The sequence below is a fragment of the Arthrobacter sp. YAF17 genome (genome assembly GCF_052113365.1).
In the GTDB taxonomy this organism is placed as follows: Bacteria; Actinomycetota; Actinomycetes; order Actinomycetales; family Micrococcaceae; genus Arthrobacter.
In genome coordinates, this window is sequence record NZ_JBFRDB010000014.1 from 167,258 (window position 1) to 194,049 (window position 26,792).

The window sequence follows — 26,792 nt, forward strand, 5'->3', positions numbered from 1 at the left end:
CAGGTCAGGAGCCCGCATGTTCGAACCGGCCCAGCTGCGGTCCTTCCTTGCCGTGGCCGAAACCCTGAGCTTCACCAAAGCCGCCGAACGGCTGGGCCTGGCGCAGCCGACGGTCAGCCAGCACGTGCGCAAGCTTGAGGCCGCCGCGAAGCGCGTCCTGGTGGCACGGGATACCAGGGACGTGCGCCTGACGGACAACGGGGACGCCATGGCCGGCTTCGCCCGCAGCATCCTGTCCGCGCACGACGCTGCCTCCCGCTACTTCTCCGGATCGGCCATGCGCGGCCGGCTGCGCTTCGGCACGGCGGACGACCTCGCGATCACCGGCCTGCCGAGGATCCTGCGGGAGTTCCGGCAGGTCTACCCGCAGATCAATCTGGAACTGACCGTGGGCCAAAGCGACCAGCTCTACAAGAGGCTGAATGCGGGCCAGCTGGACCTCGTCTTCGTCAAATGGGTGGCCGGGGCCAAGGACGGCACAGTGGTGCAGCAGGACTCCTTCGCCTGGGTGGGCCTGGAGCAGACCTCGCTGGACCCTGCCGAGCCCGTGCCGCTGATTGCTTACCCGTCACCCAGTCTGAGCCGGAAGCTGGCCATCGACGCGCTCGAATCCGCCGGGCGGACCTGGCGCATCACCTGCACCACCCGGCAGATCAGCGGCGTGCTGGCGGCTGTCCGGGCCGGCATCGGCGTGGCGGTCATGCCGGCTTCGCTGGTGCCGGAGGACCTGAAGATCATCACCCGGCGCTTCGACCTGCCGCCGGTGGGTGAGGTCGATTTCACCCTCATCCGCAACCCGCTGGCCAACACCGAGGTGATCGAGGCGCTGACCCAGACGATCGCGGGCCGGACCCTGCGGCGCCCGGCCTGAGCCGACACTCGTGCCGGAGTGGAACATCACTGTTTCCACGGCCTGCGTACACGCCGATGTACCTACTCGGATTGCGTACTTACGCATACCATTGATCCACTCGGATTCCTGGCTTATCCTGAGTGTGTTGCAGGTCAAGCAGAGGCCTATGACAACGATTCGATATACGAACGCTGTCCTATTGGTCTGCCGTGCGGCGACCTGCCGGAGGCGTTCGGGATAGGCCGACAGTGACGCCAGCCATTAACCGCCCGCACTCCCCTTCCGCATCAACAGCCCGAAGCCTCAAGCCCGTGGGCCCGTTCTCACAGGCTGTGCACCGCGGCGCGGCCGCCAAGCACCCCAGCCTCGGACGTCTGGACCCGCATCCCACCACGCTGGTTGAGGCGGAATACGTCGGCAGCCCGTATTGCGAACGGTGCGGAACCGACGAGTTCATCTACCTCGAGACCTTTATCCCCGCCACCCACCACCGGGACGGTTCCATCAATAAATTGGGCGAAGTCACGTACTTCTGCTCCGGATGCGACGACTTCTCCGCGCATGCGGTGCCCGCGTCGTGGGTTCCGCCCGGCTGGTATTTCGGCTGAGTCCGCGGGCGCCGCGCACTCCCCACAGACCACGAGCCGGGCAGCCACCATTGGAGGGTGGCTGTCCGGCTCGTTTGTGTCTGCCCTTCAGGAGGCAGCCGGCGAGGGCCGGCCCTAGATCAGGCCGTCCGTGATGAAGTTCGGCGTACCAAAGCGGTGCGCTGTGATGCTGATGGCCTGCTCGTGCAGGAACGGCAGCAGCTCAACGCGTCCGGCCTCGGTCACCGGGTGGAAGTAGATCGCCAGGTCCGGGCGTCCGCCGGTCACCTCGGCCAGGGCCTTGGCGTCGCCGCCGATGAGCCGGATCCGGGAGGTGGCGAGTTTGGCCGTTCCGGCGAGCTTGCCCGCGGAGGCCAGCCAGTCGGCGTCGTTCTGCACGGTGACGTCGATGCCAAGGCCGGAGAGCACAGTGCGCAGCTGGGCGGGGAGCTCGACGGCGGTGGACACCGTCAGTGCCGAGCCCGCCAGGACGCCGGCCGCCACTGTCCGGACGAGGCGGGCGAGGGGCTCGCCCTCAGAGAGCCGCACGGTGACCGGCAGCGCGCGGTAGCGGAAGATGTTCCGTTCGGCGCTCAGCCCAGAGACGTCCTTGGCCGTGCCGAATTCCCCCGTCCAGGCGAGGGTGTCGGAGGCCAGGGCACGCTGCAGCGCGTCCAGTTCGTCGGCGGCCAGGATGCCCGCGGCCGCCTGCCCGATCCGGCGGACTCCCGCATGGGGGGAAACGGCGGCCGGGGCGGTGCTGGGCTTGCCGGCCCATTCGCCGAGTCCGACGAGGTAGTTGGGCCCGCCGGCCTTGGTGCCGGCACCGACGGCGGATTTCTTCCAGCCGCCGAAGGGCTGGCGCTGCACGATGGCGCCGGTAATGCCGCGGTTGACGTAGAGGTTGCCGGCCTGGACGGTCTCAAGCCAGAGGGCCACCTCCGCCGGGTTCAGCGAGTGCAGCCCGGACGTGAGCCCGTACTCAATCTGGTTCTGGATGGCGATGGCCTCCTCCAGGGTTTCTGCGGTCATCACGCCCAGTACGGGGCCGAAGAACTCGGTGAGGTGGAAGTAGGATCCGCGGCGCACACCGTAGCGGACGCCCGGGCTCCAGAGCTTGCCCGTCCCGTCCAGCTTCTTCGGCTCGACGGCCCAGCTTTCGCCTTCGCCGAGGGTGGTCAGGGCGTTGAGGAGCTTGCCGTTGGCGGGTTCGATGATCGGGCCCATCTGGCTGGCGGGGTCCTCGGGGTAGCCGACCTTGAGGGAGGTGACGGCGTCGATCAGCTGGTTGTGGAAGCGCTTGGACTTGGCCACGGATCCCACGAGGATCACCAGCGAGGCCGCGGAGCACTTCTGGCCGGCGTGGCCGAAGGCGGAGTACGCGACGTCCTTGGCGGCGAGGTCCAGGTCCGCGCTCGGCGTGACGATGATGGCGTTYTTGCCGCTGGTTTCGGCCAGCAGCGGCAGGTCCTGGCGGAAGGAGCGGAACAGCTCGGCGGTCTCGTAGCCGCCGGTGAGGATGACGCGGTCCACCGCCGGGTGGGAGATCAGCTGCTGCCCCAGTTCCCGCTCGCCCAGCTGGACCATGGTGAGCACGTCGCGGGGAACGCCGGCCTCCCAGAGCGCCTCGATCATGACCGCGCCGCTGCGGCGGGCCTGCTTGGCGGGCTTGATGACGACGGCGGAGCCGGCGGCAAGGGCCGCGAGGGTGGAGCCGGCCGGGATGGCGACCGGGAAGTTCCACGGCGGGGTCACGACGGTGAGCTTGGCCGGGACGAACGTGGCGCCGTCGACGTCGTCGAGCTTGCGGGCGGACTCGGCGTAGTAGTGCGCGAAGTCGACGGCCTCGCTGACCTCGGGGTCGCCCTGGTCGATGGTCTTGCCGGTCTCGCTGGCCATGACCTCGAGGAGGTCCGCGCGGCGGGCCTCGAGGACGTCGCCGGCGCGGTGCAGGATGGCGGCGCGCTCGGCGCCGGAGAGTGCGCCCCAGGCCTTGCCCTTCTCGACGGCGGTCTCGATGACCGTGTTCAGGGTCGCGGCATCGTTGATGGTGGCGGCGTCGACGGCGGCGTTGCCGAGGGTCGAGGTCGTGACGCGGCCGAGGATGGCGCGGCCCCAGTCGCGGTTGGCCGGCAGCGACGGGTCGGTGTCGGCGGTGTTCTCGAAGGAGTCGTGCGGCATCGGCTCGGCCGGAAGGCTGCGGTTCTGCCGGCGGTTCGGCGGCGGGGCCTCGTCGTCGAGCTTGGCCAGGGAGGCAAGGAAGCGCTGCTTCTCACGCTCGAAGAGCGTTTCGTTCTCGCTGAGTTCGAAGACCGCGGACATGAAGTTGTCCTGGCTGGCGCCTTCCTCGAGCCGGCGGATCAGGTAGGCGATCGCGACGTCGAACTCGGCCGGGTGGACCACCGGGGTGTAGAGCAGCAGGGAGCCGACGTCCTGCTTGACGGCTTCGGCCTGGCCCTGGGCCATGCCGAGCAGCATCTCGAATTCGATGCCGGACTCAACACCGCGCTGCTTGGCCAGGAGCCACGCGAAGGCGATGTCGAAGAGGTTGTGGCCGGCAACGCCGATCCGGATGTTGTTGATGCGGTCCGGGTGCAGCGAGTAGTTGATGACGCGCTTGTAGTTGGTGTCCGAGTCCTGCTTGGTGTTCCAGGTGGCGAGCGGCCAGTCGTGCAGGGACGCCTCGACCTGTTCCATCGGCAGGTTGGCGCCCTTGACCACACGGACCTTGATCGCGGCTCCGCCGCCGGCGCGGCGGGCGGCGGCCCAGTCCTGGAGGCGGATCATGGCGGCGAGCGCGTCCGGGAGGTAGGCCTGCAGCACAATGCCGGCTTCGAGGTCCTTGAACTCGGGCTTGTCCAGGATCCGGGTGAAGACCGCGATGGTCATGTCCAGGTCCTTGTACTCCTCCATGTCCAGGTTGATGAACTTGGCCTTTTTTCCGCCGGCGGCAAAGGATGCGGCGCGGGTGAAGAGCGGGGTGAGCTTCTCGACGACGTGCTCCACGGCCTCGTCAAAGGCCCAGGCCGAGTGCGGGGCCACGGTGGAGGAAACCTTGATGGAGACGTAGTCGACGTCGGGGCGGGACAGGAGCTTGTGGGTTCCCTCGAGGCGGCGCGACGCCTCATGTTCGCCGAGGACGGCCTCGCCGAGGAGGTTGACGTTGAGTTTGATGCCGTCCTTGCGGATCTTGGCGATGGCGGGGCCCAGCTTGGCGTCGGTGGCATCGACGATCAGGTGGCCGACCATTTCGCGGAGCACACGGCGGGCGACCGGGATGACCACCTGCGGCAGGGCCGGGGCCATGGTGCCGCCGAGGCGGACGGCGCTGCGCATGTACCAGGGCAGGAAGGCGGGGACCTTGGGCGCCAGCGCGGCAAGGTTCCGGGCGGCGACCTGCAGGTCCTCGGGGCGGACGACGCCGTCGACGAACCCCACGGTGAAGTCGAGGCCGTTGGGGTCCTTCAGGACGCCGGCGAGCTGTTCGGCGGAGGCGTCGACGGGGACCTTCGCCGCTTCGGTGAGCCAGTGGCGTACCAGCCCGATGGTCTCCTCGGCGAGGGCTGCGGCTTCAAGGACCGGCGAGCCTTCCGAGACGGGTGCGTGGTCGGCGGCGCTGCCAGTGTTCACGTCGGACTCCGTTGAAATGTTGGTCATGGCTGGTACTCGTTCTTTCTCAAAATGTGGACCCTTCTTGATTCAGTATGCGACCCGATTTTCATAAGATAAAGCGATGTTTTCTGAGCAATACTGGTTAGGAAAATCGAAGAGTCCCAGGCCGGGCGCAACACCCTCCGGACACACGAATGCGCTATCATTTTTGGCTTCCAAAGGGCGCGGATGGGAGCCAAAAGTGATAGCGCAACTCGGGTGGTGCGCGGCTATTTGAGGGGGCGGTGCATTTCCACGAACTCCTCGTGCCGCGGGCTGTCCGGGTTCATCAGCGAGTGCTTGCGGCCGTAGCCGAAGTAGATGACCAGGCCGATGACGAGCCAGATGCCGAACCGGGCCCAGGTCTCCCAGTGCAGCTGGAGCATCAGGAAGGCCGATGCCAGCACGCCGAAGGCGGGCACCAGCGGCATCAGGGGAAGCCGGAAGGTGCGCGGGGCCTCGGGCTTCTTGTAGCGGAACACGATGACCGCGGTGCAGACGACGACGAACGCTGCCAGGATGCCGATGTTCGTCAGGTCGGCGACGGCCTTGATCGGGAACACACCGGCGAGCAGCGCGGAGGCGACGCCGGCGATCCAGGTCACGCGCTGCGGCGTGCCGTGGCGGTCCGTCTTGGAGAACCAGCCGGGGAGCAGCCCGTCGCGGCTCATCGAGAACCAGACGCGGGTGACGCCGAGGAGGAAGGTGAGCATTACGGTCAGGATCGACAGCACGGCAAAGACCGAGATGATCGTGGCGATGACCGGCAGTCCCACACTGTTGAAGGCGGACGCGAAGCCGGCCTTGGGGTCGATTGCCGTGTAGTTCTGCATGCCGGTGAGCACCAGGGTTGCGGCGACGTAGAGGAGCATCGCGATGATGAGGGACATGATGATGGCCTTCGGCATGTGCTTCTTGCCGTCCTTCGCCTCTTCCGCGGCGGTGCTCATCGCGTCGTACCCGAACACGGCGAAGAACACGGTGGCAGCTCCCGCCACCACCGGACCGAAGCCGCTCGGCATAAACGGGTTGTAGTTTCCGGTATCGATGTAGAAGATGCCGAGACCGATGATGAACAGGATCAGGATGACCTTGATGGCGACGGCGATCAGCTCGAACCGGCCGAAGGTCTTGGTGCCCCGGGACAGGATCCAGGTCACGAGCAGGCAGACCGCGATCGCCGGAATGTTGACGATGCCGCCGGTGCCTTCATCCGGCGTCGCAGTCATCCAGACGGGCATGTTGACGCCGATGCCGGAGAGGAAAGCGTCGAAGTAGCCGGAAATGCCGATGGCCACGACGGCCACAATCGCAATGTATTCCAGCAGCAGGTCCCAGCCGATGAACCAGCCGATGATTTCGCCGAGCGCCACGTAGCCGTAGGTATAGGCCGACCCCGCCCGAGGGATCATGCCGGCGAATTCCGCGTACGACAATGCGGCCGCCGCGGAGGCGAGTCCCGCGATCAGGAAGGAAAACAGCACCGCCGGGCCGACGCCGGGCTCGGACGAGCTTCCGTGGGCGACGAGGCCCGCCAGGGAAAAGATGCCGACGCCGATGATTCCGCCGACGCCGATGGCTGTCAGTTGCCAGAACCCCAGGCTTTTCATCAAACCGCTGTGAAGGTTCTCTTCCTCAATGTCGTCGATCGGCTTGCGCCGCATGATCGACCTGTCTATGTCTTGTGTAGCCATCAGGGCCTCCCGTGTTTAGGTGTGGCGCCCATCAATCCACCCTGTGATGGGGGTTACTCAACGACAACAGTATGCAACCGGGATTGCATTAGATAAAGTGAATTCTCCTAATCAATAACCATTAGAATTCACAAAGGAATAGCGATGCTGGATGTCCGGCGGTTGCGCCTTCTGCGCGAACTGAAGATCCGGGGCACCCTGGCCGAGGTCGCCGAGGCGCTACAGTACAGCCCCTCCTCGGTCTCGCAGCAGCTGGCCCTCCTGGAAAAGGAGGCCGGCGTCGAACTTCTCCGCAAGACCGGACGCCGCGTCCAGCTCACCCCGCAGGCAGAAGTCCTGGTGGCCCACACCGCCCAGCTCCTGGAAACGCTGGAACAGGCCGAGGCGGATCTGGCAGCCTCCCTGACAACCGTGACGGGTACGGTCCGCATCGCCGTGTTCCAGTCTGCGGCGCTGGCCCTGATGCCGGACGCCCTCACCCGGATGGCGTCCAGCTATCCCGAGGTGCGGATCGAGATGACCCAGCGGGAACCCGAGACGGCACTCCATGAAACGTGGGCGCGGGACTTTGACCTGGTGATTGCCGAGCAGTACCCCGGACACGCGGCTCCCCGGTATGCCGAACTCGACCGCGTCCGGCTCACGAGTGATGCGATCCGCCTCGCCGTTCCGCCGCAGGGACCCGGCCGTCCGGCCATCACATCCCTTACGGATACCGCCGGGATGGCCTGGGTGATGGAGCCGCGCGGGGCGGCGTCGCGGCACTGGGCCGAGCAGGCCTGCCGCAGCGCCGGATTCGAGCCCGACGTCCGCTTTGAGACGGCCGACCTGCAGGCCCAGATCCGGCTGATTGAATCCGGGAACGCCGTTGCCCTCATGCCGGACCTCGTCTGGACCGGGCGGGGCACGACGTCGCAGCTGATCACCCTGCCGGGCGATCCGCACCGGACCATCTTCACCTCGGTACGGCGCTCCAGCGCCACGCGCCCGGCGATCCTGGCCGCCCGGGAGATCCTGGCCGAGACAGCGGCCTCGATCCCGCCCGCCGGACCCTGACCGGCGAGTGTTCGCTGGCTCACAGCGCTCCCGGCGGCCCGGCGCTAGACTGGTCCCGTTATGAATCGCACAATATTCAAGTCCAAGATCCACCGCGCCACGGTCACGCACGCGGACCTCCACTATGTCGGCTCGGTCACCGTGGACCTGGATCTGCTGGAAGCGGCCGACATCCTCCCCGGCGAGCTGGTGTCCATTGTCGACGTCACCAACGGGGCCCGCCTGGAGACGTACACCATCGCCGGCGAGCGCGGTTCAGGGGTGATCGGGATCAACGGTGCCGCTGCGCACCTCATGCACGAGAACGACATCATCATCCTGATCACCTATGCCCAGATGACCACGGATGAGGCCAAGGCCTACAGCCCCAAGGTGGTCCATGTGGACAAGGACAACAAGATTGTCCAGATCGGCAACGACCCCGCGGAAGGCCACACGCCCGGGATCATGCGCCCGCCGTTTGCGCTGAACAACGCCACGCTGAACTGACGGCCCCGAACGCTGCCCGGCGCCTTGCACCGTAACAGGCGCCCGGTACTAATAAAGCTGATTACTCTGGAAGGGTGACCGCCACCCTTTCCCTGCCCAGCACGCCGCGGACCGTCGCGTGCTAGGCGTCCTCGCCGGATTCTTCGTGGTCTGGTGCATCATCTTGGTGGGCATGTTCGTCGGCCGGCGCGGGATCCTGGGCGAGAACGCCCGCTCCGTACTCAGCGCGCTGACGTTCTTCGTCGCCAGTCCGGCCCTGCTGTTCGACACCCTCAGCAAGGCCAACGTCCACAACATCTTCGCCGCCCCGCTCCTCGTGGCGGCGGTCGGCGCCTTCGCGACGGCGGGGCTCTTCTTCATCATCGTCCGCTTCCTGCTCAAACGCTCCCTGGCGGAATCCCTGATGTCGTCCATGAGCGCTTCACTGGCCAACTCCGCCAACCTCGGCATCCCCATCGCGGTCTACGTCCTGGGCGACGCCAGCTACGTGGCGCCGCTGCTGATCTTCCAGCTGGCGTTTTTCACTCCCCTGTTCCTGATGGCCTTGGACGCCACCACGAGCACCCACCGGACCACCCCGCTGAGCTTCCTGCTGATGATCCTGCGGAATCCCGTGATCGTGGGCACCGGGCTGGGCCTGGTGGTGGCCGCAACCGGGTGGCAGGTGCCACCGCTGGTGATGGAGCCGATCCACCTGATCGGCGGGGCCGCCATCCCTGCCATGCTGCTGGCCTTCGGCATGAGCCTGAACGGCTCCCGCCCGCTGCCGGCCTCGGCCGGCCGCCGGATCGACACCCTCCTGGCCTGCGGCTTCAAGCTCGTGGTCCACCCGCTTCTGGCTTACCTCTTCGCGCGTTTCGCCCTGCACCTGGAGGACCAGGCACTTTTCGCGGTCGTGGTCACCTCAGCCCTGCCCACCGCGCAGAACGTTTTTGTCATCGCAACCCGCTACCGGGCCGGCCTGGCCGTGGCCAAGGACACCGTGCTGATCACGACGGTGGTGGCCGTGCCTGCCATGATCGTTGTGGCCCTGCTCCTCACCTGACGCCTGCCATGCCTGCCTGCCATGCCCGCCCGCCTTCCCGCACCAACACCATCCGGAGGACCCATTGACCACCCACCTTGACACCGTCGTGATCGGGGGCGGCGCCATGGGCTCGGCAGCTGCCTGGGCCCTGGCCAGCCGCGGCCGGGACGTGACCCTGTTGGAGCAGTTCTCCCCGGGGCACCGCAACGGCGCCTCGCACGGCGCCACACGGAACCTCAATCCCGGCTACGCCGATCCGGACTACGTCGCGATGCTGGCCGAAGCGGTCCGATTGTGGGACGAACTCGAGGCCGACGGCGGCGAGCGCCTGCTGGCGCGCACCGGCGTCGTGAACCACGGGACCGATCCGCGGCTGGGCGACGTGCGGGACGCCCTCCACGCCGCGGGCCTGCGGGCCGAGTTCCTGGGCGCCGCGGAAGCGGCCGAACGCTGGCGCGGCATCCGGTTCGACCAGGAGGCGCTGTACATGCCCGACGGCGGGCAGCTGAATCCCGACGCGGCCCTGCCGGTGCTGCAGCGCCTCGCCGCGGTCCGCGGGGCCGACGTCCGGCACCAGGTCAAGGTGCTGGAGCTCGCTGTGGAGGACGACGGCGTCCGGCTGACGGTCGACGCCGACGGCCGGACCGAGGTGCTGGCCGCCCGGCAGGCCGTCGTCACCGCCGGCGCCTGGACCTCGAAGCTGCTCGGCGGGCTGGCGTCCCTTCCCCGGCTCACCGTGACGCAGGAACAGCCGGCACACTTCGCCGTCACCGACGAGGGCGCGGTCTGGCCCGGGTTCAACCATGCCCCTGGCCACGGCGCGGAGTTCGCGGACTGGTACTCGCCGGTCTACGGGATGCAGACGCCCGGCGAGGGAATCAAGGCAGGCTGGCACGGCGTGGGACCGGTCGTGGACCCGGACCGGAGGTCGTTCACGCCGGAGCCGACCCAAATGGCGGCGCTGCAACGCTACGCCCGGACATGGCTCCCCGGAGTGGACGCCGACTCCCTGACGGATGTCAGCTGCACGTACACCACCACCGTGGACGAGAACTTCATCCTCGACCGCATCGGGCCGCTCGTGATCGGCGCGGGCTTCTCCGGCCACGGGTTCAAATTCACTCCCGTCGTCGGGCGGATCCTCGCCGACCTCGCGACCGGCGAAGGCACGGCGCCGGCAATCTTCTCGGCGTCCCGCCTGGGCGTCCGCTGATCCCCGGCCTGTACCGAAGCAACGCGGGGTCAGACCGCGTCGGACAAAACACGCGGCACGGCTGGACCCCTGACCGCTGGATCCCTGTCGACCAGGTCTCTGACGGCCAGATCCGGCGCCGTCGACTGGATCGCGGCCGGGCTGGCCGGGCTGCTGCTGGTTTCCGCCACGGCCTGCGCCAGCCCAGGGACGGCACCGGCCGCCGCCCCGACCGCCGTCGAAAGCTCCGTGGCCGCCGTCGAGACCTCCGCCCCGGCCGTGGAGGGCGCCCCGCTGGACCCCGAGACTCCCGCCGCAGCCGAGGGCTCCAGCGCGCCCCACCAGCAGCCGGCGTTCGCCAGCAAGGCCCTAGAGGTGCTGGCCACGATCCCGGTCAAGGGCCGCGCACCCAAGACGGGCTACTCGCGCGACCAGTTCGGCCAGGCCTGGGCCGACGTGGACCGCAACGGCTGCGACACCCGCAACGACATGCTCCGCCGGGACCTGAGCAACCTCGCCCTCAAGCCCGGCACCCGGGACTGCGTTGTCCTCTCCGGCGTCCTGGCCGACCCCTACACGGCTACCCTGATCAACTTCCTCCGCGGGGGCAGCACAAGCGCTGCCGTGCAGATCGACCATGTCGTAGCCCTCAGCGACGCCTGGCAGAAGGGCGCCCAGCAGCTCACCGCGGCCCAGCGGCTCTCCTTCGCCAACGATCCGCTGAACCTGCTCGCGGTGGACGGGCCCGCCAACCAGCAAAATAGCGACGGCGACGCCGCCACCTGGCTGCCGCCGAACAAGTCCTTCCGCTGCGACTACGTGGCCCGCCAGATCTCGGTCAAGTCCAGCTACGGGTTGTGGGTCACCCGGGCCGAACACGATGCAATGGCGCGCGTGCTCGGGGACTGCCCGGACACGGCCGCCCCCACCAGCCAGGTTGCGCCCGCTCCCCCGGCGCAACCCCAGCAGGCAGAACCCCGGCCGGCACCCCCGGCCAACGACGCGCCCGCCCCGGCCGCCCCGGTCCCCGCAGCCCCGGCTCCCGCGGAGGTCTACTACGCGAACTGCGCCGCCGCCCGGGCTGCCGGCGCCGCGCCGCTGCGGGCCGGCCAGCCGGGCTACCGCGAGAAGATGGACGGCGACCGCGACGGCGTCGCCTGCGAATAGCGGGCCGCCAAAAGCAGGGTATGCAGCGCCCCTAGTCCTTCGGCAGCGCGTCGAGCAGCCGGGCGCAGCGGATGAAGCCCAGGTGCGAGTACGCCTGCGGGTGGTTCCCCAGGTGCGTTTCCGTGCCCGGGTCGTACTCCTCCGGCAGCAGACCGGTGGGGCCGAACAGGTTGACCAGCTGGTCGAACAGGTCCCAGGCCTCCTCGATCCGGCCCACCGCGACATAGGCCTCGATCAACCACGTCGTGCAGATGTGGAAGCCGCCCTCCAGGCCCGGCAGCCCGTCGTCGTACCGGTACCGGAACACGGTTGGCCCCACGCGCAGTTCCCGCTCCACCGCCGTAACGGTGTCCAGGAAGCGCTGGTCCGCAACGTCCAGCAGCCCGGAGAGCCCGATGTGCAGCACCGCGGCGTCCAGGTCCGGGCTGTCGTAGGCCACGGTGTAGGACTCCGAGCTCTCGTCCCAGCCCTCGCGCAGGACTTCCTCCCGGATGGTCGCGGCCGTCGGTTCCCACTCGGGGAGCGGCTCCCGGCCGTGCCGGGCGGCGGTGCGCAGGGCCCGGTCCAGCGCCACCCAGCACATCACTTTCGTGTAAATGTGGTGCCGCGGCGCCCGCCGTGCCTCCCAGATCCCGTGGTCGGCCTCGTGCCAGCGGGCCAGCACGGCGGAGGCCATCTGGACCATCAGCTCCCAGTGGGCGTCGGCCAGTGTGCCCTGCCGGGCGCTCAGGGCATCGATCAGTTCGGCGATCGGACCGAAGACGTCCAGCTGCACCTGGTGGTCCGCGGCGTTGCCGATCCGCACCGGCCGGGAGCCCGCGTAGCCGGGCAGGCTTTCGATGATGGCTTCGGTGGACAGCGGCGCACCGGTGACGGAATACAGCGGGTGCAGCCACTCCGGTCCGGGGGCGTGGGCCAGGATCCGGCCCAGCCAGGCCAGGAATCCTTCCGCCTCCGCGGTGGAGCCGAGGTCCACCAGCGCGTTGACCGTCATGGAGCCGTCCCGCAGCCAGCAGTACCGGTAGTCCCAGTTCCGGGTGCCGCCGATCCCCTCCGGTAGCGAGGTGGTGGGCGCGGCCAGCACAGCGCCGGTGGGCTCATGGACGAGGGCGCGGAGCACCAGGGCCGACCGGCGGACCAGGGAGGGTTTCACGGCGGGCAGCTGCAGTGCCTGCACCCAGCGCCGGGAATGATGCGCGACGGCGGCGCGGCGCGAGTCCTCCTCCGGCGGTTCAGCCCGCTGGGGTTCCGTGTCGCCGCAGCGCAGGTTCAGCACCACCGGGCCGTGCCGCAGCTCGACGTCGGCCGTGGCGGTGGCATGGCGGCCGTCCGAAGTGATCGTGAAGCCGACGCCGGGCGCCAGCAGGATGATCGGGTCCGCGGTCCCGACAACGTGCAGCTCCGGGCCGCGGGCTTCCATGCTGAACGGGGCGTTGGCGTAGTCAGGGCGCGGCGCAAAGACAATCCGCGCCGTACCGGTGCCGGAGAGGACCCGGACCAGGCTGGTGATTCCGTCCGGCGCCGGTTCCAGGTAGTCCGTGACGGTGACGTCGGCCCAGCGGGTTTCCACGATCATGGTGCTGTCCACGTAGCGCTGGCCCAGGACCTGCGAGGCCTTTACCGGTTCCACCGAGAAATGGCCCGCCGCGTCGCCGCCGAGGAGGTGGGCAAAAAGGGATCCCGAGTCCGGCAGGGGGTGGCTCATCCAGCAGATCCTGGCGTCCGGGGTGATGAGGGCGGTGGAGGAGCCGTTGCCGATCATCGAGTGCCGCTCCAGGCCGACGGCGTCCTCCCCGAAGAGCCAGGCCCGCCGGAGTTCAAAGAGGATGCCCAAGACCCGGGCGAAGGACTCCGGATCCCGCAGCCGGTGCGCCGCGACCGTCTGCCCCGCGCCGACGCGCAGGCCCAGGTCCGGGCCGCGCAGCGTGGCCATGGCGGCCTCGTCGCTGGCGGCATCCCCGGCGTAGAGGGCGGCGCTGACCCCGAGCATGGACCGCAGGTGCTCCATGGCGGCGGCCTTGGACGGTTCCACTACGGACAGGTCCAGGACGGAGCCGTCGACAATGAAGTTCAGCCCGTGCGCCCGGGCGATTTCCTCCGCCTGCCGGGTGGCCAGCGCGACGACGTCGGGAGCCGCCGGGCGGGTGTGCACGGACACGGCGACGGGCTTGCGCTCGATGGTGATGCCGCGGTAGGCGCCCACGGTTTCAGCGAGGGCCTGGCTGGCCTGCTGCAGCACGGATTCGGTGGCCAGGGACAGCCCGTGGGCGAAGCCCATGTCGAACTCGGCGCCGTGCGAACCGACGAGGTGCACCTCGGCGGGGAGCCGTGAGACGGCGGCCAGGTCACGCAGGGAACGCCCGGAGATGACGGCTGCGTGGGTGTTCGGGAGGGCGGCCAGCGCGCGGAGTGCAATCGCCGCACCGCCCAGCGGCAGGGTCTCGGTGGAGATTCCTTCTGCTTCGCACAGGGTCCCGCCGTAGTTGCAGGCCACGAGCAGCCCCGGGGTGCGGGCCAGGATCTTGAGTTCGGCCAGCAGCTGGGGCGTCAGCCCGTCGTCGGCGGCGTTGGTCTGCACAAAGGCGCGGAGCAGTCCCAGCGGCAGTGATTTCGTCAGGAGGGCAGAGTCGGCCAGGGACTGGTTGAGCGGAGTGGGCATGCGCGGAGTCCTTCGAGTCGTCCCCAATGCCTGCATGAGACCGTCCCCGCGGGACGTACTTCCAGTATCCTCCCGGCTCGATTTCCCATGGGTGTCCCGGCGGTTGCGGGTGTGTAACATCCGCTCCCGCCAGCCCGCGTCACGCAGGGCAGGTTTTCGGCGGCCAAGAAGCCGTCCCGCCGCGCCAATCAGCGGCAGGACGGCGTCGAACCCCGCAATAGCCTGCCGTGCGCGACGGGGCCGGACGGCACAACCGGACGGCAGAACCCGTCTGCGGCGCGGGCGCCGGCCCCTAAGGCTAGACCCGGACCAGTCCGGCGACGTCGGCGAGGAGCTGCACCGAGCGCAGCCGGGCCTCGGTGCCGGTGCTCTGGTGCGCGACGATCAGCTCGTCGGCGTCGGCGTGGGCGGTGAATTCGTCGAGGTATTCCAGCACGGCGTCCGGGGTGCCGACGGCGGAATACTTCATCATCTGGGCCACGTGCTGGCCCTGCGGCGAGTCCAGGATCATGTCCGCCTCGTCGTCGCTGAACTCGCGGCCGTTGCCGAAGAACAGGGAAACGCGGGCGCGTTTGGTGGCCCGGAACATCTCCTGCGCCTCGGCCGCGGAGTCCGCGGCGATTACGTTGACGCCGGCGATCACGTGCGGGGCGTCCAGCTGCGCGGAGGGCTGGAAGTCGCGGCGGTAGATGGCGACGGCGTCCTGCAGCGCGTTGGGCGCGAAGTGCGAGGCGAAGGCGTAGGGCAGGCCCAGCTGCGCGGCAAGCCTGGCGCCGAACAGCGAGGATCCCAGGATGTACAGCGGCACATTGGTGCCCTTGCCCGGGGTGGCCTCCACGCCCTGGATCCGGGTGGGGCCGGTCAGGTAGCCCTGGAGTTCCAGCACGTCCTGCGGGAAGCTGTCTGAGGACATCGGGTCGCGGCGCAGGGCCCGCAGCGTGTTCTGGTCGCTGCCGGGCGCGCGGCCCAGGCCCAGGTCGATGCGTCCCGGGTGCAGGGTTTCGAGGGTGCCGAACTGCTCGGCGATGGTCAGCGGGGAATGGTTTGGCAGCATCACGCCGCCGGCGCCGAGGCGGATACTCTCCGTCTGCGCGGCGACGTGGGCGATCAGCACACTGGTGGCCGAGGAGGCGATGGCCGACATGTTGTGGTGCTCGGCGTACCAGACCCGCCGGTACCCCAGCTTCTCGGCAAGCTGCGCCATCGCGACGCTTCCCGCGAGGCTCTCTGCCGCCGTCTGGCCCTTGCCGATGGTTGCCAGGTCAAGGATGGAAAGCGGAACAGTCACGGAAAAGCCGGCCTTTCGTAGCGGGGAAGTCTCAGGTGCCGCGCCGGATCACGGCACGCTCACACTGGCGACAACGACGCCGGGTCCCGGGATATTTCTGCCCCGGCTGTGGCGCTCCCCATGCAGCCGGCGGCTTAGGGGCACGAATAGTTGTAGTCCAGCCCGCCGGAAATGTACTGGGTCAGGGCAACGCGGCTGCCGGGGGTGAGCGCCGGCAGCGAGCAGTTGGCTTTGGCCCCTGCCAGGGACCGCGCACCGGCAAGCCAGCTCGGCAGGCCGGCGAGCGGGCTGCCTGCCGGAACCGTGCCGGCAATCTGGTTCCACTGGTACCCCGTGGAATATAGCCCGACGTTCGCGTTGATGCTCTTGAAGTACGCGGCCATGCCTTCGAGGTCGGCGACGTTGGAGGCCTTGTCCGGCTGCCAGCTGTTTTCGGTCTCCACGTCCAGCCACCACAGGTACTTTTCCGGATTGTCGACGCCGCGGATGGTGGCGTCGTCGTAGGCCTTGGCATAGCCGTACACGTAGGAGCAGGCCCGGAAATCGCCCTGGCCGCTGCCGCAGACACCGTACGGGTTGGCAACGTCCGCACCCCCATAGTGATTGGAGCTCGGCCACCATGAGCCCTGGAGGCCCGGGTTGGCCGTATTGACGTAGAGCGCCACCCTAGGCTGGGCCGACAGGGCCGGGGAGGGGGCGGCGTTCGCCCAGGAGAGCTGGGCCGGCAGGCACGGGTTGGTGGTGTTGGCGAGGCCGTTGTTCACGCCGACGATCGCGAAAGCCGGCTGTTTGGGGAGGGTCTTGCCGCATTGGGGCCAGGAAACGTCGATGCCGACCGGATCGGTATTTCGGGGCGGGGCCGCACTGGCCGTTCCCCCGCCCAGCAGGACAAGGCCAAGCGTGATGGCGGCGGAAACCAGCTTCGTCAATACCCGGGTAGCCATGCCCCAGCTTACGACCGGCCCCTGCCCCGGGCCGGGAAACCCGCCGTGCGCGTCGGCCGTTGGAATACCCGGCAGGCTGAGGGAGTTGCCGTCCCTAAGTCCCTTCACTTTCCAACGCCGGCCTGCTGGCCGGCAGAACAGGAGCCTGACATGGCAAACATTCTGATGGTCGTATCCGCCGCCGATTCCCTCACCATGCGGGACGGCAGCAAACACCCCACCGGCTACTGGGCCGAGGAACTGGTGGTTTCACACCAGACCCTCCGCAGCGCCGGGCACACCGTCCACATCGCCACGCCCGGCGGTGCCAAGCCCACAGTGGACGAGGTGAGCCTTGCCGCCGGGTCCGCCGGCGGCCAGGACCGCGCCGACAGTTTCCGCAAGTACCTCGCCGGGATCGACGCCGAGCTGTCCGCGCCGCTGGCGCTGGCCGACGTCGACCCCTCCGGCTACGACGCGATCGTCCTGCCCGGCGGCCACGGCCCCATGGCCGATCTCTACCAGGACGCGGACCTCGGCAAAATCCTGGTGGCGGCCAACACGGCGGGCACCATCATCGCGCCGTTCTGCCACGGCCCGGCCGGCCTGCTGAGCGCCACCGACGACGCCGGCACGTTCGCCTTCGCGGGACGCAGCCTGACCGTATTCACGAACGAGGAGGAACTGGGCGGCGGCACCGGGCCCAACACGCCGTGGTTCGTGGAGGACGTGCTCCGGGACAAAGGCGCCGTCGTCGAGACCGCCGCCGTCTGGAGCTCCCATGTGGTGCGCGACGGCAATCTGATCAGCGGCCAGAACCCGCAGTCCAGCGAGGACGTGGCGCAGGCAGTCCTCAAGGCCCTGGCCGGGTAGCGCCCCCGGAAACAACTCCGGCCGAAGCCGGGTCCGGGCTGCCGGACCCGGCTAAGCTGTCCGCATGGCCATCAAATCCACTGCAGATAAAGTCGCCACCATCCAGAAGGGGTACACCCTCGAGGGCCCCACAATTGAGCTCGGCGCCGCGATCATCGACGGCGAAGTCCACAAGGACGCCCCCGTCCGGCTGCCGCTGTCCATGATGAACCGCCACGGGCTGGTGGCCGGGGCAACCGGCACGGGCAAGACCGTCACGCTGCACATGATGGCCGAACAGCTCTCCACCGCCGGGGTCCCGGTGTTCCTGGCGGATATCAAGGGCGATCTGTCCGGGCTGGCCACGGCCGCCGCGGGCAGCGAAAAACTGCTGGCCCGCACGGCAGGGATCGGCCAGCCCTGGTCCGGCAAGACGTTCCCGGTGGAATTCCTGGCCCTGGGCGGTGACGGCAACGGGATCCCGGTGCGCGCCACCATCACGTCCTTCGGGCCCATCCTGCTCTCCCGCATCATGGAGCTCAACGACACGCAGGAATCGAGCCTGCAGCTGGTCTTTCACTTCGCGGACAAGAACAACCTCGAACTGATCGACCTGAAAGACCTGCGCGCCGTCATCCAGTTCCTCACCTCCGCCGAAGGCAAGGACGAGCTCGAGGAACTCGGCGGGCTGTCGAAGGCGACGGCCGGCGTGATCCTCCGTGAACTCATCACGCTCGAGGCGCAGGGCATGGAGAAGTTCTTCGGCGAACCCGAGTTCGACACCGCCGAACTGATGCGCACGGCCCCCGACGGACGCGGCGTCATCACCTGCCTGGAACTGCCCACCCTGCAGACCAAGCCGATGCTGTTCTCCACCTTCCTGATGTGGCTGCTGGCCGACCTGTTCGAGGACCTGCCCGAGGCCGGCGACCTGGACAAGCCGAAGCTGGTGTTCTTCCTGGACGAGGCCCACCTGCTGTTCAACGGCGCCTCTAAGGCGTTCCTGGACGCCATCACCACCACCGTTCGCCTGATCCGGTCCAAGGGCGTCGGCATCTTCTTCGTCACCCAGACCCCCAAGGATGTCCCCGCGGAGGTTTTGGGGCAGCTCGCCAACCGGGTGCAGCACGCCCTCCGGGCCTACACGCCGGAGGACGCCAAGGCGCTCAAAGCCACCGTCTCCACGTTCCCGATGAGCGACTACGACCTGGAGGAAACGCTCACCTCGGCCGGTATCGGCGAGGCGGTGATCACCGTCATGAACGAAAAGGGCGCCCCGACGCCGGTGGCGCTCACCCGCCTGCGCGCGCCAGAATCCGTCATGGGGCCCAGCGCCGACGCCCTGATCTCGAGCACCGTGGCCGGCTCGGCGCTGCTGCCCAAGTACGGCACCGCCGTCGATAACGTCTCCGCGTACGAGAAGATCTCCGGGAAGGCAGCGGCGGACAGCGGCGCGGTGGAGTCTCCGGCTCCCGGCGCCGGCCCGTCCGGCGTCCGTACGTCCGGTGTCGACGCCGAGGCGCGGCGGATCGAGGAGGACATACTGGGCCGTCCCAGCAGCCGGCCCGCTCCCGCTCCTCAAGAAACCCGCCAGGAACCTCAGCGCCAGGCACCCCGCCAGCCGCAGCGGCAGCCCGCGGACGACGGCGGCACGGCTGGGGACCTGGCCGGTGCTCTGGGCGGCGGGCTCAAGAGCATGGCCCGCTCGCTGGGGACCCAGCTCGGCCGGGAACTGCTCCGCGGAGTCTTCGGCACGGCCCCCAAGCGCCGCCGCTGAAGCGCGGCCGCTGAGCGGACCTTGTCACATGGTGCCCTTGTGACAAGGGGATTCCTGTGGGGTGCAGGTAACGTAAGGTAAGTGCAAATGAGTCAGGCGTTGGTCAGGACCGCAGCCGGGTGGCTGCTGGGCCTGATGCTTGCCGTGGCCGCGGGCGTCGTCGCGATCAATGTCGTGAACAACTCCATTGCGAGCCCGCAGCAGCCTGTCCGCGAATATTTCGACGCCTTGCAGAAGGGCGAGGGCGAGAAAGCCCTCGGCTTGTTGCACGCCACCGTGCCCCAAAGCAGCGCGGCCATGCTGGACGGGACGGCACTGCAGACCGCCGCCGCGCGGATCAGCGGTGTGAAGTACGGCGACGCGGAGGACCGCGGTGGCAACCGGGTCATGGTCCCGGTTGAATACACGATTGACGGCAGCGCACTGCGGACGGAGTTCCTGCTGGAAAAGTCCGGCACGGAATGGCTGTTCTTCCACCGGTGGGCCATTGTCCCCGCCGCCCTTCCGGTCCTGGACGTCACTGTGGTCAACGAAAATGAGGCCACACTCAACGGGGTCCCGGTGAACATGCCCAACGGCCGCAACTCCTTCGCCGTCTTCTACCCGGGCGAGTATGAGGCGTCACTGGCCGGTGAGTACTTCTCCGCCCCGTCCACCAAGGCCACGCTGTCCGGCCGGGAGGTCCCCGCGGCCCCGCTGAACCTGATGACCGAGGCCACCGACGGGCTAAAGGACGCCGTGGGCAGCAAGGTGAAGGAGTTCCTGGACACCTGCGCCGACGCCGCCGACAAGGAGCAAAGGCTCCAGCCGGACTGCCCGTTCTACCACACCACCAACAACCGGGTCATGGATGGCACCATTGACTGGAGCATCACGGAGTATCCCACGGTCAGCATCGAGCCCTTCGGCGGACGCTGGGTGATGGCGCCGCTGAACGGCAAAGCGCAGATCAAGGCCAAGCAGGAGGATCTGTTCACCGGCGCCGTGACGCAACTCAACGCAGTCCACGATTTCAGCTTTACCGCCCGTCTGGACATCGACGCCGACACTGTCAAGGTGACCCCGCTCCTGAGCTACTAGACCTGGCTGCGGCACTGGCCCGGTTTTGGGTGCGCCGCCGGCATTTTATCGCCACGTCCCGGTCTCAAACGCCTCAATTCCGGGCCGGTTCGGCTGCGGCCACCGCAAGGAGCCCCGCGCCAAGACCTCCCGCACCTGCGCCAGGACAGTCTCCGGCGCAAATACGACGTCATCGTAGAAGAAGCGCAGCACGGGAAGGCCCTGGACCACGGCCGAATTGTCCCGTCGGCGGTCCTTCTTGAACTGCCGTGGTTCCAGATGGAAGGCCAAGCCGTCGATTTCCACGATCAGGAAGCCTTCAAGCAGGAAGTCCACTCTCCCGATACCGTCGATCCACACTTGGGTTTCGGTGGAGATGCCAGCCTCCCTGAAAAGGACCCGGGCCAGCGTCTCCAGAAGGGAATCCGCACCACGCTCAACCTTTGCAACCACGTCCCGGGCCTTTCCGCAGCGGTTGCCCACGAGGTGCCGGAGCAGGAACGTCAGATCGATGTCTCCCTGGTTGTAGGCGCTCTCGACCATCACCAGGGACTCCAGAGGCGGTAGGCAGAGCAGGGCGTGCAGGAGGACATCCGGCAGGGCCGCCACAGCTCCGTGGCCTTGTGGCTGGGTCAGGGGCGTGCGGTGGCTGACGCAGGAATGGGTCCGTCTGCCGTTGCTGTGCCAATAGTGCGGCTGAGTTGCCAGGCGCAATATCCACAGCTGGAAGCGTGGCGCCGCCGACGCACATGTGAGCAGCGCCCGGGACTTCTTGGCGGCCACCAACTCGGGGTCCGCACCAGGAAGAGCCAGCAGCCCGCGCTCCAGCCGAACAACGGCACCGCTTCGGACAGCGCTCCTGATAGCCGATTCACCGGCCCCTTTTTCCAAGACAACCCGGGTTAGCGCCACTCCGCCCACGGAACTAAGTATCTGCACGGGATCCATGTCCCCAAATGTGCTGGAACCCGGGCAGGCTCAAAAGATGGATCGAGCAGTATGTGGACAATCATCCCCTGCCGGGCTGGCCCATCAATGGCAGTCCTCGGCCTGAGCCGATACCGGGGCGCCACGGAACAGCAGCCAGAACCGGGCCACCCCGGTCGGAGGTCAGTCCATTCCGCGCAGGTCCAGCACCAGCTCAGTGTCGCCGTCGGCCTGCAGCAGAACCGGGATGCCCCAGTCCTGCTGGTACAGGTGGCAGGCGGCGTGGTCCGGGATCTCGCCGTCGGCGTCTTCCGGGCCATCGCAGGCCGCCGCGCGGGCGGTGATATGCAGGACGCCTTCGGGAACGTCGGAGGAAAGCTCCAGGGTGCGGAGCAGGCCCACCGAGGTCCCGCCGCCGGACACCAGCAGTTCCGGCGGGGTGGAGGAGATTTTCAGCTGGGTCGGGTCGCCCCAGCGGTCGTCCAGCTTCTGGCCGGTCGGCGCGGTGAAGCGGACGGCCAGCTCCAGCAGCCCGGGGGCCACGGGGCTCTTGGGCCGGTGGGTCTGGGCCGCACCCTCGTCCACCTGCTGCGCTTCCTTGGGGATTGGCACGTAGACCAGCTGGTGCTTGTTCGCCTCGACCACCACCAGGAGCGGCTCCGCGCCGGCCACCTGGGTGTGGTCCACGATCACGTCGGAGGGCTCGGACAGGCCGCGCGCCAGAGTGGAGACCGTGCCGGAGGACGGGTCGTAGCGGCGGACTGCACCGTTGTACGTGTCCGCGATCGCCACCGAGCCGTCCGGGAGCACCGTCACCCCCAGGGGGTGCTGCAGCCGCGCCTCGGCAGCGGGCCCGTCGCGGAAGCCGAAGTCGAACAGGCCCTTGCCGACGGCCGATTCGACGGTGACCGAACCGCCGTCGGCGATCACGAGCTTGCGCAGGGCGGAGGTCTCGGAGTCCGCCACCCAGATGTTGCCGTCGGCGTCCTCGGCGAGGCCGGAGGACTGGGCGAACCAGGCTTCCTCGGCCGGGCCGTCGAGCAGGCCTTCGAGGCCGTTGCCGGCGATGATGGACACGGCGCCGGAGCGCGGGTCGAAGCTGAAGATCTGGTGCACGCCGGCCATCGCCACCACGACCGCGTTCAGCTTGGTGGACCAGACAACGTCCCAGGGCGAGCTGAGGGAAACGCGCAGCGGGTCCGCCTCCAGGCGGGCGCCATACGCGGCGCCTTCCTCGTCCACCCGGGCCGGTCCCGTCTCGAGGAGCCGCTGCACGCCGTTGCCGGCCAGGGTACTGACGGTCCCGTCAGCCAGGGACAGCCCGCGCAGGCGGTGGTTCACGGAGTCGGCAATCACGACGTCGTAGCCGGTCTCGGCGGCGACGTCGTCCGGGAGCAGCACCAGGCCCTGGGGTTCGTTGAAGCGGGCTGTGGCCGCGTTGCCGTCGGCATGGCCCTTGTCACCGGAGCCGTAGGTGGCCAGCACTGTCTGGAAGTCGGTGGAGAGCTCCACGAGGCGGTGGTGCCCGGTGTCGGTGACCAGCCAGGAACCGGCTTCCGAGGCGCTTCCGACGCCGCGGCCGTCGGGGAGGAACAGTGCCTTGCCGGGGAACCGCAGGGTGCCCGACGTCGGCTCCGGCGCCACATACGGCCCGTCGCCGCGGTGCAGGGTGCCTTTGGCCTCGTGTTCGGCGATCAGTTCCGGGATGAGGACGGCGAGGCCGTCGGCGTGGCCCTCGCCGGAGAGGTGCGCCACGATGTAGCCCTCGGGGTCGATGACCACCAGCGTGGGCCAGGCGCGCGCGGTGTAGGCCTTCCAGGTGTCCAGCTCGGGATCGTCCAGGACCGGGTGGCGGATCTCGTAACGCTCGACGGCGGCGGCCAGCGCCACCGGGTCCGCCTCGTGCTCGAACTTGGGAGAGTGCACGCCGACCGTGACAAGGACGGCGGAGTACTGCTGCTCGAGCGGGCGGAGTTCGTCCAGCACGTGCAGGCAGTTGATGCAGCAGAACGTCCAGAAGTCCAGCAGCACGATCTTGCCGCGCAGGGATTCCAGGTCCAGCGACTTGCCGCCGGTGTTGAGCCAGTTGCGGCCCACCAGCTCGGAGGCCCGGACCCGGAGGTGGGTGCGTACGGTTTCGGTCATGAGCGTCCTTCCAGCTTGGAGTTGCGTTCGGCCAGCCGGGCATCGCGCTCGGCCAGCTTGGCAAACATATCGTTGTAAGCGGTGAGATCGGCGTCGTTATTCCTGTCCGCCGCCCGGTCGGTGCGTTTGGATTCGCGCGCATCGGAGCGGGACCACTGGACGGCGACGCCGATCGCCACCAGCAGCGTGGGCACTTCGCCGATGCCCCAGGCCACCGCGCCGCCCAGCTGCTGGTCCAGCAGGGCCGATTCGCCCCAGGTCCGGCCGAGGTTGCCGAAGTAGTCCGCGGCCAGCAGCCCGGTGCCGCCCATGATCGCGACGCCGAAGAAGGCGTGGAAGCCCATCGTGGCCAGCAGGAGCAGCAGCCTCATGGGGTACGGCGCGCGCCGGGGCAGCGGGTCGGTGCCGATCATGGTCAGCACGAAGATGTAGCCGGTCAGGGCGAAGTGCAGGTTCATCAGCTCGTGGCCCACGTGGTCCCGCATGGCATATCCGAACGCGTCGGAGTAGTAGAACAGCACGATCGAGCCGGCGAAGTTGGCGGCGGCGAACAGCGGGTGCGTCACGAGCTGGGAGAACTTCGAGTGGATGAAGATCAGCAGCCATTCGCGTGGGCCGCGGGAACTGTCCCGCCGCGGCGTGAGCGCGCGCAGGGCCAGGGTCACGGGGGCGCCGAGGACGAGGAAGATGGGGGCCACCATGGTCAGTGCCATGTGGTCCACCATGTGCGCCGAGAACAGCACCCGGCCGTAGACCGCCGGCGGACCGGATGTCACGTACGTGAGGACGCCGAGCCCGATCACCCAGTTGACGGCCCGGAACCAGGACCAGGAGTCCCCGCGCCGGAGCACCTTCCGCATGCCGAGGATGTAGGCCACCAGGCCAAAGACGGCGACGGCGACCCAGAGCCAGTCGGGCCGCCATTCGGTCAGCCAGCGCTCGGGGGTAAGTTCGGGCGGCAGGTCGTAGCCGGAGACGATGAAGGCCGGGGTGGCGTTGGGGGCAAGCGCCTCACCCTGCGGCGGCGCAGAGCGGCCGAGCGCGACGGCGATACCCGACGTCGCGCCCATCACGAGCAGTTCGACGGCGATGAGCTGCCAAAGCACGCGGCGGGCGGACAGCCCGCCGGTTTTGCTGCCCAGCTGCGGAATGACCCAGCGCCGGTGCATCAGGCCGATGCCGCCAAGGACGAGGGTAGCCGCCGTCTTCGCCAGGATCAGCTGCCCGTAGGCCGAGCCGAAGAGGTCGTTCCAGGACGTAAGGCGGATGCTTGAATTGATCACGCCGGAGGCGAAGACGAGGATGAAGGCGAACCCGGCCAGGGCGGAGAAGCGGCGCAGCGTCGGATCGGTGATGTCCGGGCGGCCGCCAGTCTTCGTGCCGGACGCAGAGGCTCCCAGCAGACCGGAGAGCAGCGCGAGCATGATGATGCCGCCGACCCAGGCCGATACGCCCACCAGGTGCAGGCCGAGGGAGTTGATGGCGCCTTCGTGGTCGGCTGCGCTGGCGGAGTGCCCGATCAGCGCTGAGGGGACCAGCCCGATGAGTGCGAGCACCAGGGTGGCGGCGAGGCCGCCTAGGGAGCGGACGCCGAAGAGGGCCGTGGTGACGACTGCGGCGATGATGACCACGGCCAGCCAGGCGCGGCCGGTCTCGATGTCGGTCATGAAGTAGACCAGGGAACGGGTGAACTCCGGATCCCCGGAGATGCCCTGCCCGGCGATGTCCGAGTAGCTCAGCACCAGGACCGCAATCGCCGACAGGGTCCAGACGGCGCCCGCCGCGGCGGCGACTGCCAGGGCGCGGGTAAATGCCGGGTGCTCCGGGGCGTCCGTGGCCTTGGACCGCGAGAGGGCCAGCGAGCGGGGCAGGATTCCGACGGCGAAGATCAGCCCGCCGATCACGGTGGCAAGCGCGACGTTGTGGACGGCTTTGCTGACCGGGAGACCCCAGCGGACCAGGGCACCCGGGTCGGAGACCTCCCGGGCTGCTGCGGCGCCGGAGAACAGCAAGGCGGCGACAAGTCCCAGGAACAGGCCAGCCAGGCCCGCGAACAGCCAGGGCCGGGAGATCCCGGCGGGACCCGCAGCAGGGCCCCTCCCTCCCCCGGTCGGGGTGGGAGCGGTTGCGGTGGCACGGGGATTTGCTGCGGAAGGCACAAGTCCATTGTCCGCCACGCCCCGCCTGCTCACCGAATCGGCAGCGGCCCGAAAACACCGGGGCGACGTTGCCGGACGCCGCCCTTAACCAAAAAGGAGCGGCGACCCAGGGGGTCGCCGCTCCTTTCAAGCATTCAAGAAGACTACTTCTTCTTGGAGACCGCAGCCTTCAGCTTGGAGCCGGCGGTCAGCTTGACGCTGTGGCCCGCGGCGATCTGGATGGTCTCGCCGGTCTGCGGGTTGCGGCCGGTGCGAGCTGCACGGTCGGTGCGCTCAACTGCGAGCCAGCCCGGGATGGTGATCTTTTCGCCCGCGGCGACAGAGGTCTCGAAGACCTCGAACAGTGCATCCAGCACGGAGTTGACGGCTGCCTGGCTGGTGCCGGCCTTGCCTGCTACCTCTGCAACAAGTTCACTACGGTTCTTAGCCATTTATGTCCTCCTGGACGGTCATGATTTCTGGAGCCTGCACACGGCATGCGTACAAGCCACTGTCCGAAAACTTACCAGCTTGCTGCCGCCGAGGTGGCAAATTCCGCGTGTTTTCGGCCTTTTTCGAGGAAAAACCCGCGAATCGGCGCCTTTCGAGGCATTATTTCGCCATCAGCGGACGCTTCCGCAGCTCCGGCGGCATCCGCCCGGATGCTCACGCAGTTTGGGTGCTGTCCGGGGCGACGCTGCCGCGCTTGTCCCGGTGGCCGACGACGGCGGCATCCGGCCGGCTGCTGGCCCGGCGTGTGCGCTTCGGAGGCGGGTGGGGCCGTTGTGGTTGCCGGCGATGGTGTGGGCCCTGGACGCTCCGGCAGGATGTGCGGGAGGGTACGGCTACATGCCCCGGAGCTGCGGGAGGGTCGGGTTTTATGCCGCCGGCGATGGTGTGGGGCCTTGGACGCTCCGGCAGGAGGTGGTGGAGGTCCTGTGCGGCGCGTACCGGATGTGCGGGAGGGTCTGTGCGGCGCGTACCGGACGTGCGGGAGGGTGCGGCTATTTGCCCCCGGGTGTGCGGGAGGGTTGGGGTGTGGCCTGCATGATCTGCGGTGAGTGGGCAGTTGGCGGCAGTGTTGGTGCGTGACATTGGCGTGAACTGCTGCCTCGACGGTGCCCTCGGGTATGCGGGAGGGGTTGGACCGTATGCGGGTGGGTCCTGGTTGTGGTTTGTGGGTTAAATGCGGGAGAGCCCCAACCTGTGGTTGGGGCTCTCGACCGTGTAATGATGTTCCGGCGGTGACCTACTCTCCCACACCCTCCCGGGTGCAGTACCATCGGCGCTGTGGGTCTTAGCTTCCGG

Annotated in this window: 19 protein-coding genes and 1 rRNA gene; 10 read left to right on the plus strand and 10 right to left on the minus strand. The window is 68.4% G+C overall.

Annotated elements, in window-relative coordinates; genetic code table 11:
• Positions 1-16 precede the first annotated feature (16 nt).
• The gene (locus AB4Y67_RS13280) at positions 17-871 is read left to right on the plus strand and encodes a LysR substrate-binding domain-containing protein (protein ID WP_441406246.1); all 855 of its coding nucleotides are present in this window, start codon (positions 17-19) and stop codon (positions 869-871) included.
• A gap of 293 nt (positions 872-1,164) precedes the next feature.
• Entirely contained in the window at positions 1,165-1,461 is a 297-nt protein-coding gene (locus AB4Y67_RS13285; RefSeq protein WP_441406247.1) for a hypothetical protein, read from the plus strand.
• Between the two features lie 114 nt (positions 1,462-1,575).
• On the opposite strand, the gene AB4Y67_RS13290 is transcribed toward AB4Y67_RS13285, so the two are convergent.
• Both AB4Y67_RS13290 and AB4Y67_RS13295 read right to left on the minus strand, forming a co-directional pair.
• Entirely contained in the window at positions 1,576-5,097 is a 3,522-nt protein-coding gene (locus AB4Y67_RS13290) for a proline dehydrogenase family protein (protein ID WP_441406248.1), read from the minus strand.
• Positions 5,098-5,321: 224 nt separating this feature from the next.
• Complete coding sequence (locus AB4Y67_RS13295) at positions 5,322-6,785, minus strand: amino acid permease (protein ID WP_441406249.1); 1,464 nt, start codon at positions 6,783-6,785, stop codon at positions 5,322-5,324.
• 144 nt (positions 6,786-6,929) lie between these two features.
• Here AB4Y67_RS13295 and AB4Y67_RS13300 point away from each other — a divergent pair, with 144 nt between their 5' ends.
• From AB4Y67_RS13300 to AB4Y67_RS13320, 5 genes are all read left to right on the plus strand, one after another.
• The gene (locus AB4Y67_RS13300; RefSeq protein ID WP_441406250.1) at positions 6,930-7,841 is read left to right on the plus strand and encodes a LysR family transcriptional regulator; all 912 of its coding nucleotides are present in this window, start codon (positions 6,930-6,932) and stop codon (positions 7,839-7,841) included.
• 60 nt (positions 7,842-7,901) lie between these two features.
• On the plus strand, positions 7,902-8,330 hold the full coding sequence (gene panD / locus AB4Y67_RS13305; protein WP_224047853.1) for an aspartate 1-decarboxylase: 429 nt from the start codon (positions 7,902-7,904) through the stop codon (positions 8,328-8,330).
• A gap of 118 nt (positions 8,331-8,448) precedes the next feature.
• Entirely contained in the window at positions 8,449-9,375 is a 927-nt protein-coding gene (locus tag AB4Y67_RS13310) for an AEC family transporter (RefSeq protein WP_441406251.1), read from the plus strand.
• Between the two features lie 64 nt (positions 9,376-9,439).
• The gene (locus tag AB4Y67_RS13315; RefSeq protein ID WP_441406252.1) at positions 9,440-10,570 is read left to right on the plus strand and encodes an FAD-dependent oxidoreductase; all 1,131 of its coding nucleotides are present in this window, start codon (positions 9,440-9,442) and stop codon (positions 10,568-10,570) included.
• A gap of 228 nt (positions 10,571-10,798) precedes the next feature.
• The gene (locus AB4Y67_RS13320; RefSeq protein ID WP_441406253.1) at positions 10,799-11,716 is read left to right on the plus strand and encodes a GmrSD restriction endonuclease domain-containing protein; all 918 of its coding nucleotides are present in this window, start codon (positions 10,799-10,801) and stop codon (positions 11,714-11,716) included.
• Between the two features lie 31 nt (positions 11,717-11,747).
• Here the strand turns inward: AB4Y67_RS13320 and AB4Y67_RS13325 are convergent, their stop codons facing one another.
• The 3 genes from AB4Y67_RS13325 to AB4Y67_RS13335 all read right to left on the minus strand — a co-directional run bounded on the left by AB4Y67_RS13325 (position 11,748) and on the right by AB4Y67_RS13335 (position 16,607).
• Positions 11,748-14,375 (minus strand): trehalase-like domain-containing protein, encoded by a 2,628-nt coding sequence (locus AB4Y67_RS13325; RefSeq protein WP_441406254.1) that lies wholly within the window; start codon positions 14,373-14,375, stop codon positions 11,748-11,750.
• Positions 14,376-14,673: 298 nt separating this feature from the next.
• The gene (locus AB4Y67_RS13330; RefSeq protein ID WP_441406255.1) at positions 14,674-15,663 is read right to left on the minus strand and encodes an LLM class flavin-dependent oxidoreductase; all 990 of its coding nucleotides are present in this window, start codon (positions 15,661-15,663) and stop codon (positions 14,674-14,676) included.
• A 134-nt stretch (positions 15,664-15,797) separates the two neighbouring features.
• Positions 15,798-16,607, minus strand: a complete 810-nt coding sequence (locus tag AB4Y67_RS13335; RefSeq protein WP_441406256.1) for a hypothetical protein — start codon at positions 16,605-16,607, stop codon at positions 15,798-15,800.
• A gap of 150 nt (positions 16,608-16,757) precedes the next feature.
• Between AB4Y67_RS13335 and AB4Y67_RS13340 the strand changes: the two genes are divergently transcribed.
• The 3 genes from AB4Y67_RS13340 to AB4Y67_RS13350 all read left to right on the plus strand — a co-directional run bounded on the left by AB4Y67_RS13340 (position 16,758) and on the right by AB4Y67_RS13350 (position 20,295).
• Positions 16,758-17,459 carry a type 1 glutamine amidotransferase domain-containing protein gene (locus AB4Y67_RS13340; RefSeq protein ID WP_441406257.1) on the plus strand — a complete coding sequence of 234 codons (702 nt, stop codon included), beginning with the start codon at positions 16,758-16,760 and terminating at the stop codon, positions 17,457-17,459.
• Between the two features lie 64 nt (positions 17,460-17,523).
• Positions 17,524-19,215 carry a helicase HerA-like domain-containing protein gene (locus AB4Y67_RS13345; RefSeq protein ID WP_441406258.1) on the plus strand — a complete coding sequence of 564 codons (1,692 nt, stop codon included), beginning with the start codon at positions 17,524-17,526 and terminating at the stop codon, positions 19,213-19,215.
• An 87-nt stretch (positions 19,216-19,302) separates the two neighbouring features.
• Positions 19,303-20,295, plus strand: a complete 993-nt coding sequence (locus tag AB4Y67_RS13350) for a hypothetical protein (protein ID WP_441406259.1) — start codon at positions 19,303-19,305, stop codon at positions 20,293-20,295.
• 45 nt (positions 20,296-20,340) lie between these two features.
• On the opposite strand, the gene AB4Y67_RS13355 is transcribed toward AB4Y67_RS13350, so the two are convergent.
• The 5 genes from AB4Y67_RS13355 to rrf form a co-directional block, all read right to left on the minus strand.
• A complete protein-coding gene (locus AB4Y67_RS13355; RefSeq protein ID WP_441406260.1) occupies positions 20,341-20,883 on the minus strand; it encodes an endonuclease domain-containing protein in 543 nt (180 codons plus the stop codon).
• Positions 20,884-21,384: 501 nt separating this feature from the next.
• Positions 21,385-23,346 carry an NHL domain-containing thioredoxin family protein gene (locus AB4Y67_RS13360; RefSeq protein ID WP_441406261.1) on the minus strand — a complete coding sequence of 654 codons (1,962 nt, stop codon included), beginning with the start codon at positions 23,344-23,346 and terminating at the stop codon, positions 21,385-21,387.
• The gene (locus tag AB4Y67_RS13365; RefSeq protein WP_441406262.1) at positions 23,343-25,505 is read right to left on the minus strand and encodes a cytochrome c oxidase assembly protein; all 2,163 of its coding nucleotides are present in this window, start codon (positions 25,503-25,505) and stop codon (positions 23,343-23,345) included. Before AB4Y67_RS13365 ends, AB4Y67_RS13360 begins: the two co-directional genes overlap by 4 nt.
• Positions 25,506-25,648: 143 nt before the next feature.
• Positions 25,649-25,936 (minus strand): HU family DNA-binding protein, encoded by a 288-nt coding sequence (locus AB4Y67_RS13370; protein ID WP_024367639.1) that lies wholly within the window; start codon positions 25,934-25,936, stop codon positions 25,649-25,651.
• Positions 25,937-26,720: 784 nt separating this feature from the next.
• Positions 26,721-26,792: ribosomal RNA gene (gene rrf / locus AB4Y67_RS13375) — 5S ribosomal RNA — on the minus strand; the annotation flags it as partial.

What these genes read in the sequence shown, in the direction of transcription:
- AB4Y67_RS13280 (WP_441406246.1), top strand. Translation starts at nt 17, where the DNA reads ATGTTCGAACCGGCCCAGCTGCGGTCCTTCCTTGCCGTGGCCGAAACC.
- AB4Y67_RS13295 (WP_441406249.1), bottom strand. Translation starts at nt 6,785, where the DNA reads ATGGCTACACAAGACATAGACAGGTCGATCATGCGGCGCAAGCCGATC.
- AB4Y67_RS13300 (WP_441406250.1), top strand. Translation starts at nt 6,930, where the DNA reads ATGCTGGATGTCCGGCGGTTGCGCCTTCTGCGCGAACTGAAGATCCGG.
- panD (WP_224047853.1), top strand. Translation starts at nt 7,902, where the DNA reads ATGAATCGCACAATATTCAAGTCCAAGATCCACCGCGCCACGGTCACG.
- AB4Y67_RS13325 (WP_441406254.1), bottom strand. Translation starts at nt 14,375, where the DNA reads ATGCCCACTCCGCTCAACCAGTCCCTGGCCGACTCTGCCCTCCTGACG.
- AB4Y67_RS13335 (WP_441406256.1), bottom strand. Translation starts at nt 16,607, where the DNA reads ATGGCTACCCGGGTATTGACGAAGCTGGTTTCCGCCGCCATCACGCTT.
- AB4Y67_RS13340 (WP_441406257.1), top strand. Translation starts at nt 16,758, where the DNA reads ATGGCAAACATTCTGATGGTCGTATCCGCCGCCGATTCCCTCACCATG.
- AB4Y67_RS13345 (WP_441406258.1), top strand. Translation starts at nt 17,524, where the DNA reads ATGGCCATCAAATCCACTGCAGATAAAGTCGCCACCATCCAGAAGGGG.
- AB4Y67_RS13350 (WP_441406259.1), top strand. Translation starts at nt 19,303, where the DNA reads ATGAGTCAGGCGTTGGTCAGGACCGCAGCCGGGTGGCTGCTGGGCCTG.
- AB4Y67_RS13360 (WP_441406261.1), bottom strand. Translation starts at nt 23,346, where the DNA reads ATGACCGAAACCGTACGCACCCACCTCCGGGTCCGGGCCTCCGAGCTG.
- AB4Y67_RS13370 (WP_024367639.1), bottom strand. Translation starts at nt 25,936, where the DNA reads ATGGCTAAGAACCGTAGTGAACTTGTTGCAGAGGTAGCAGGCAAGGCC.